Source organism: Candidatus Enterococcus courvalinii, from assembly GCF_017315945.1.
In the GTDB taxonomy this organism is placed as follows: domain Bacteria; phylum Bacillota; class Bacilli; order Lactobacillales; family Enterococcaceae; genus Enterococcus_B; species Enterococcus_B courvalinii.
On the sequence record NZ_JAFLWI010000027.1, the window covers coordinates 1 to 7121 of the forward strand.

Annotated in this window: 5 protein-coding genes and 2 tRNA genes; all 7 read left to right on the forward strand. The window is 36.6% G+C overall.

Annotated elements, in window-relative coordinates; genetic code table 11:
* Window positions 1-37 precede the first annotated feature (37 nt).
* The 7 genes from JZO71_RS12265 to gor all read left to right on the forward strand — a co-directional run bounded on the left by JZO71_RS12265 (window position 38) and on the right by gor (window position 7084).
* Window positions 38-111, forward strand: a tRNA-Pro gene (locus tag JZO71_RS12265).
* 54 nt (window positions 112-165) lie between these two features.
* Window positions 166-239, forward strand: a tRNA-Arg gene (locus JZO71_RS12270).
* Window positions 240-383: 144 nt separating this feature from the next.
* Complete coding sequence (locus JZO71_RS12275; RefSeq protein ID WP_206900066.1) at window positions 384-851, forward strand: CtsR family transcriptional regulator; 468 nt, start codon at window positions 384-386, stop codon at window positions 849-851.
* A 6-nt stretch (window positions 852-857) separates the two neighbouring features.
* Complete coding sequence (locus tag JZO71_RS12280; protein WP_206900068.1) at window positions 858-3344, forward strand: ATP-dependent Clp protease ATP-binding subunit; 2487 nt, start codon at window positions 858-860, stop codon at window positions 3342-3344.
* 169 nt (window positions 3345-3513) lie between these two features.
* Window positions 3514-4437, forward strand: a complete 924-nt coding sequence (locus JZO71_RS12285; protein WP_206900070.1) for a peptidase U32 family protein — start codon at window positions 3514-3516, stop codon at window positions 4435-4437.
* 19 nt (window positions 4438-4456) lie between these two features.
* Complete coding sequence (locus tag JZO71_RS12290) at window positions 4457-5701, forward strand: peptidase U32 family protein (RefSeq protein ID WP_206900072.1); 1245 nt, start codon at window positions 4457-4459, stop codon at window positions 5699-5701.
* 36 nt (window positions 5702-5737) lie between these two features.
* The gene (gor, locus tag JZO71_RS12295; RefSeq protein WP_206900074.1) at window positions 5738-7084 is read left to right on the forward strand and encodes a glutathione-disulfide reductase; all 1347 of its coding nucleotides are present in this window, start codon (window positions 5738-5740) and stop codon (window positions 7082-7084) included.
* Window positions 7085-7121 lie beyond the last annotated feature (37 nt).

Sequence of the window (7121 nt, forward strand, 5' to 3'; positions counted from 1 at the left end):
TTCGACTCCTCTTGGGCGCGTAGTCTTTTTATTTTTTCGGGAAGTAGCTCAGCTTGGTAGAGCACTTGGTTTGGGACCAAGGGGTCGCAGGTTCGAATCCTGTCTTCCCGATTTTTTTATTGATTTTTTGTTGAATTCGTTTTATAATTTTTATGAATTGAATATGCGCCCATAGCTCAACTGGATAGAGTGTTTGACTACGGATCAAAAGGTTAGGGGTTCGACTCCTCTTGGGCGCGTTAATACGGAATAGTCTATTCCGTATTTTTTTTGGTTTAAAATAGTATTTTATTGAAACTTTATTAACTAAAGGCATTCTCCTTTCATTCTTTGATTAAATTAGCTATAATTAAGGTCAATATTAGTCAAAGGGAATGAAGAAGATGGCGCATCAAAATACCTCGGATTTAATTGAGTCATATATCAAAAAAATTCTAGAAGAAAATGAAATGATCGAGATTCGAAGGATTGAAATGGCAGACCTCTTTAACTGCGTTCCTTCGCAAATAAATTATGTTATAAACACTCGCTTTACTATCCAACGCGGTTATTTAGTAGAAAGTAAACGCGGTGGTGGTGGCTATATTAGAATTGCAAAAGTTCGAATTTCTGACAAGAGACATATGCTAGACCAAATTAGTCAGCTATTCGATGAAACAATCAGTGAAAAAGATTCATTTTCAATTATCCAAAAATTATATGAGGATAAAATGATTACAAAAAAAGAAGGAAATTTAATGCTTAGTGCAATTGCAAAAAGCACCCTAAATTACAGTGACCTGGAAGGTCATATTCGTGCTAGAATTCTACGAGCTTTTTTAGAACGGTTAAGTTATGAAGATGGGAAGTGAAGATTGATGGAAGAACTTTTTAATGAACGGGCACAAGTAGTCTTAGAAATTGCACAAGATGAAGCAAAAAGATTAAAACACCAATCTGTTAGTTCCGAGCACATTTTGTTAGCTTTAGTTTTAGAACCTAATGGAATTGCTGGGAAAGTTTTACGTGAGTTAGGCGTAAATGAAACAGATATTTATGAAGAAATTGAACATTTAATTGGTTATGGTGGCGTAAATAAGTACGTAGAAGGAATTTATCTTCCATACTCACCACGAATGAAACAAGTTTTTGCACTGGCTAATAGCGAAGCAAAAAAAATGAGTATTCAAAAAATAGGTACAGAACAAATTTTGTCTAGTTTGTTGAAAGATGAGAGTATTATGGCTACACGTATTCTTATTAACTTAGGAGTAGATGTTTCTACTGTTCGTCAAATGCTTAAACGAAAAATGGGTATGAATGAAGGCCTTAAAAATAATGCTAGCCGTCGCAGAAATTCACAAGACAAACGCCAAACTGTTAAAGGAACACCAACTTTAGACTCGTTAGCTCGCGATTTAACCAAACTAGCTAAAGAAAATAAATTAGATCCTGTTGTGGGTCGTTCAAAAGAAGTAAAAAGAGTAATCCAAGTATTAAGTCGACGAACAAAAAACAATCCAGTCCTTGTTGGGGAACCAGGTGTAGGTAAAACAGCTATCGCCGAAGGATTGGCCCAGAAAATTATTCTAGGTGAAGTACCTGAAGAAATGCGTTCAAAACGTTTGATGATGTTAGATATGGGTTCTTTAGTAGCAGGAACAAAATATCGTGGTGAGTTTGAAGATCGTATGAAGAAAGTAATTGACGAAATTTACAATGATGGTCAAGTTATTTTGTTCATTGATGAGCTGCATACATTGATAGGTGCAGGTGGTGCGGAAGGTGCAATCGATGCATCAAATATTTTAAAGCCAGCGTTAGCGCGTGGTGAACTTCAAACAATTGGTGCGACAACTTTAGATGAATACCAAAAATACATTGAAAAAGATTCTGCCTTAGAAAGACGTTTTGCGCGTATTCAAGTAGATGAACCTTCAGCTGAAGAAGCAGAAGAAATTTTGCGAGGGCTACGTTCACGTTACGAAAAGCATCATAGTGTAGCAATTACAGATGAAGCTTTGCGCGCCGCCGTTACCCTTTCTGTTCGCTACATCAATTCTAGACAACTTCCAGATAAAGCAATTGATTTGATTGATGAATCTGCAGCAAAAGTTCGGTTAGATCAAACAAGTGATGTAAGCGAGACGACTGTAGTTAAAGCTGAAATTGAGCGTTTGGTTACCGAGAAAGAAAGGGCCATCCAGAAACAAGATTTTGAAACCGCAGCTCATTTGCGTAATCAAGAAAAGAAAGCTACACAAAAACTTGAAAAACTTTTATTGATTGAAGAAAAAAATACGAATGGCTATGCCAATCGAGTGACTGATGAAGATGTTGCCACTGTAGTTTCTGAATGGACAGGTGTTCCATTACAGCAACTTGAGAAAAAAGAAAGTGAACGTTTATTAGAACTAGAAGCATTATTGCATGAACGAGTAGTAGGACAAGATGAAGCGGTTAAAGCAGTTTCTAGAGCAATTCGTCGTGCACGAAGTGGTTTGAAAGATCCACAACGACCGATTGGTTCATTCATGTTTCTTGGGCCAACAGGTGTCGGGAAAACAGAACTTGCCAAAGCATTATCTGAAGTGATGTTTGGCAGCGAAGAATCATTAATTCGTGTAGATATGTCTGAATTTATGGAAAAATATAGTACTAGTCGTTTGATCGGCTCACCTCCAGGATATGTTGGTTATGATGAAGGTGGACAATTAACAGAAAAAATTCGTCAAAAACCGTATTCAGTTATCTTGCTAGATGAAGTTGAAAAAGCACATCCAGATGTTTTTAATTTATTATTGCAAGTACTTGATGATGGACATTTGACGGATTCAAAGGGAAGAAAAGTTGATTTTAGAAATACAATTCTAATTATGACATCGAACATTGGAGCGACACAAATTAGAGAAGAAAAAAATGTCGGATTTAACGTCCAAGATTTAACGAAAGATCACAAAGCAATGCAAAAAAGAATCTTAGAAGAATTAAAGAAAGCCTTTCGTCCTGAATTCTTGAACAGAATTGATGAAACAGTAGTCTTCCATTCTCTGAACAAAGAAGAAATTCGTGAAATTGTTCAAATTATGAGCAAAGCGATTGTAAAACGTTTAGCAGATCAAGAGATTGAAGTGAAAATTACCCAAGCAGCAATTGATATTATTGGTAAAGCCGGTTTTGATCCAGAGTATGGTGCTCGTCCAATCCGTCGTGCACTTCAAAAAGAAGTCGAAGATCGATTGAGTGAAGCGTTACTTAGTGGGGAGATTCATCTAGGCGACCGAGTAACGATTGGTGGTTCAAAAGGAAAGATCACTTTGAATGTTAGAGAACCAAAAGTTAAAAAGGAAATCGTTTCTGTCTGAATTTAAATTTGATAAATGTCACAAAAATCAATTTTGATTTTTGTGACATTTTTTTACTTTTTAATTAAAAACTAAAACATATTTTCGAAAATCCAACTTTAAATATAAGGGACTATTGGAAAGTTTTTAGACCTATGCTACTATTATGAGGTTGTAGAAGGAGGTAACTATGATCGAAATCATAACTACTGTTGAATCATTTAACCAAGCAGAAGAATTATTAAACGCTGGAGTTGACACTTTATATTTTGGAGAAGAACAATTCGGTTTACGTTTGCCCGCTTCATTTACTAGAGATGAACAGCGCGAATTAGTTGAATTAGCACATAGATATGGAAAAAAAGCGAATATCGCTGTCAACGGCATTATTCATCCTGAAAAAATGAAGAAAGTGCCAGAATATCTTCAATTTTTAAAAGAAATTGGAACAGATGTCATTACAGTAGGCGACACTGGAGTTATTTATACGATGAAGAAAAATCCAGAGTTACGTTTACCATTTGTCTATGATGGTGAAACACTTGTAACGAGCTCACGCCAAATCAATTTTTGGAGTAAAAAAGGAGCAGTTGGAGCGGTTTTATCAAGGGAAGTTCCTTTTGATGAAATGAAAGCAATGGCAGAATCACTAGCAGTTCCAACAGAAATTTTAGTATACGGCGCAACTTGTATCCATCAATCCAAACGGCCATTATTACAAAACTATTATAACTACACACAACAAACAGAGGGAGTTGGACGTGAAAGAGGTCTTTTCATTTCTGAACCTAAGAAAGAAGAAACTCACTATTCGATTTATGAGGATAGTCATGGCACACATATTTTTGCAAGTAATGATTTGAATTTAATGAATGAGTTGGAACAATTAAATACGTATCATTATCGAACTTGGAAATTAGATGGTTTATTTACTTCAGGAGAAGCTTTCGTTGAAATTGCTAAGTTATTTGTCGAAGCAAAAAATTATATTTTAACAGGAAGTTGGAACGAAGAAATAGCCATCGAATTAACAGAGAAAGTTCGCAAATTACATCCAGAAAATCGAGAATTGGATACAGGATTCTTTTATATTGATCCTACTTCAATCAAATAAGGAGTATGACGAAAGAAAAATGACAACCAAAAAGAAATTAAAACGTCCGGAAGTCCTAGCTCCGGCTGGAACATTAGAAAAATTAAAAACCGCTATTCATTATGGTGCGGATGCTGTTTATATTGGTGGAAATGCTTATGGCTTACGGAGTCGTGCGGGTAACTTTACTTATGAAGAAATGGCTGAAGGTGTTGCTTTTGCAAAAGAACATCAAGCAAAAGTTTATGTGGCTGCAAATATGGTGACGCATGAAGGAAATGAAGAAGGAGCAGGAGAATTTTTCCGCAGTTTACGTGATGTGGGTATTTCTGCTGTGATTGTTTCTGATCCAGCATTAATTGAAATTTGTGCGACAGAAGCACCGGGTTTACCAATACATTTATCAACACAAGCTTCTGCTACCAATTTTGAAACTTTGGAATTCTGGAAAGAAGAAGGGTTAGAACGTGTTGTCTTGGCTCGTGAAGTATCAATGGAAGAAGTTGCAGCTATTCGTGAAAATACGGACATTGAAATAGAAGCATTTATCCATGGCGCCATGTGTATTTCGTATTCTGGTCGGTGCACGCTATCTAATCACATGTCGATGCGTGACGCCAATCGTGGTGGATGTTCACAATCATGTCGTTGGAAATATGGCTTGTTTGATATGCCGTTTGGGCAAGAGCGCAATAGTTTGACAGATTCTGGAGAAATTGAAGAAGAGTTTTCAATGAGCGCTGTAGATATGTCCATGATTGAGCATATCCCTGAACTAATCGAAAACGGGGTGGATAGCTTCAAAATCGAAGGTAGAATGAAATCAATTCATTATGTTTCTACGGTTTCAAATGTTTACAAAGCAGCAGTAGATAGCTATATGGCTGATCCAGAAAATTATGTATGTAAACAAGAGTGGATTGATGAATTGTGGAAAGTTGCACAAAGAGAATTAGCAACTGGCTTTTATTATGATACACCAAGTGAGAACGAACAATTATTTGGTGCGCGACGTAAAATTCCTGTTTATAAATTCGTTGGAGAAGTTTTAGCATATGACGAGGAAACAAAGATGGCAACAATTCGTCAAAGAAACTTGTTTTCTATTGAGGATGAAATCGAGTTTTATGGTCCTGGGTTCAATCATTTCTATCAAACGGTAGAAGTTATGTATAATGAGGACGGCGAATCAATCGATCGTGCACCAAATCCAATGATGATTTTAACAATGCCGGTTGAGCAACCAGTTAAACCAGGTGATATGATTCGTAAAAAGAAAGAATAATGACCGGGGAAACTCGTCTTTTCTAGGAGGAACGAAATGAAAACCTATGATTATATCGTGGTTGGTGGAGGATCCGGTGGGATTGCTTCTGCAAACCGTGCAGGTATGTATGGCGCGAAAGTTTTATTGATTGAAAGTAATGAACTTGGCGGGACTTGCGTAAATGTTGGTTGTGTACCTAAAAAAGTGATGTGGCAAGCAAGCACGATTTTAGAAACAATTGAACGAGATGCATCAAGCTATGGGATTCAAGCAGATGTAACGAAGGTTGACTTTTCCGAATTAGTAGAAAAACGTCAAAAATATATCGACTTTTTACATGGAGCTTATCAACGAGGATTAGATAGTAATCAAGTAGATGCAGTTAAAGGATATGCAACGTTTATTGATAGTCAAACAGTTGAAGTAAATGGTGAGCAATATCAAGCACCTAAAATTTTAATTGCGACAGGTGGTCGTGCAAGTCAGATGACGATTCCTGGTGGTGAATACGCGATCGATTCTAACGGATTCTTTGAATTGACTGAGTTACCAGCGCGAACAATTGTGCTTGGTGCAGGATATATTGCTGCAGAGCTTTCTGGCGTATTACAAGGTTTTGGCAGCGAAGTGATGTGGGCCTACCGAAAAGAAAGGCCTCTACGAACATTTGATAAGATGCTATCAGATAACTTGATTGAAATATACCAAGCAGCAGGAATGAAGACTTTTGCTAACCATACAGCTATTGAGATTATCAAAAATGATGAGGACTATACTGTTATTTTTGAGAATGGTAATACGTTAACGGGTGATTGTGTATTATTTGCTGGTGGCCGCGTACCTAATACTGAAAATCTTGGACTAGAAAATACAAATGTGACACTTACAAAAAAAGGTTTTGTTCAAGTTGACAAATATCAAAATACAACAGATGAACATATTTTTGCTGTAGGGGATGTCATTGGAAAAATCGATCTAACACCAGTAGCGATTGCTGCAGGTCGTCGCTTATCAGAGCGTTTGTTTAATGACAAGAAAGATGAGCATTTAGATTATAACTTGGTTCCAACAGTTATCTTTACACATCCACCAATCGCTACGATTGGCTTGACAGAAGAACAGGCGCTAGAAAAATATGGCGAAAAAGAAATCAAAGTTTATCGTTCACGTTTTACGCCAATGTACTTTGCCTTAAGTGACTATCGTCAAAAATGTGAAATGAAACTGATTTGTGTTGGAAAAGAAGAGAAAATCGTTGGGTTACATGCTATTGGTGTAGGTGTAGATGAGATGTTACAAGGGTTTGCTGTTGCTATCAAAATGGGTGCAACAAAAGCGGATTTTGATAATACAGTAGCTATTCATCCTACTGGTGCAGAAGAATTTGTAACTATGCGTTAGAAAATTTACAAAATTAAAAAACGTTCAAGCAAAAAAT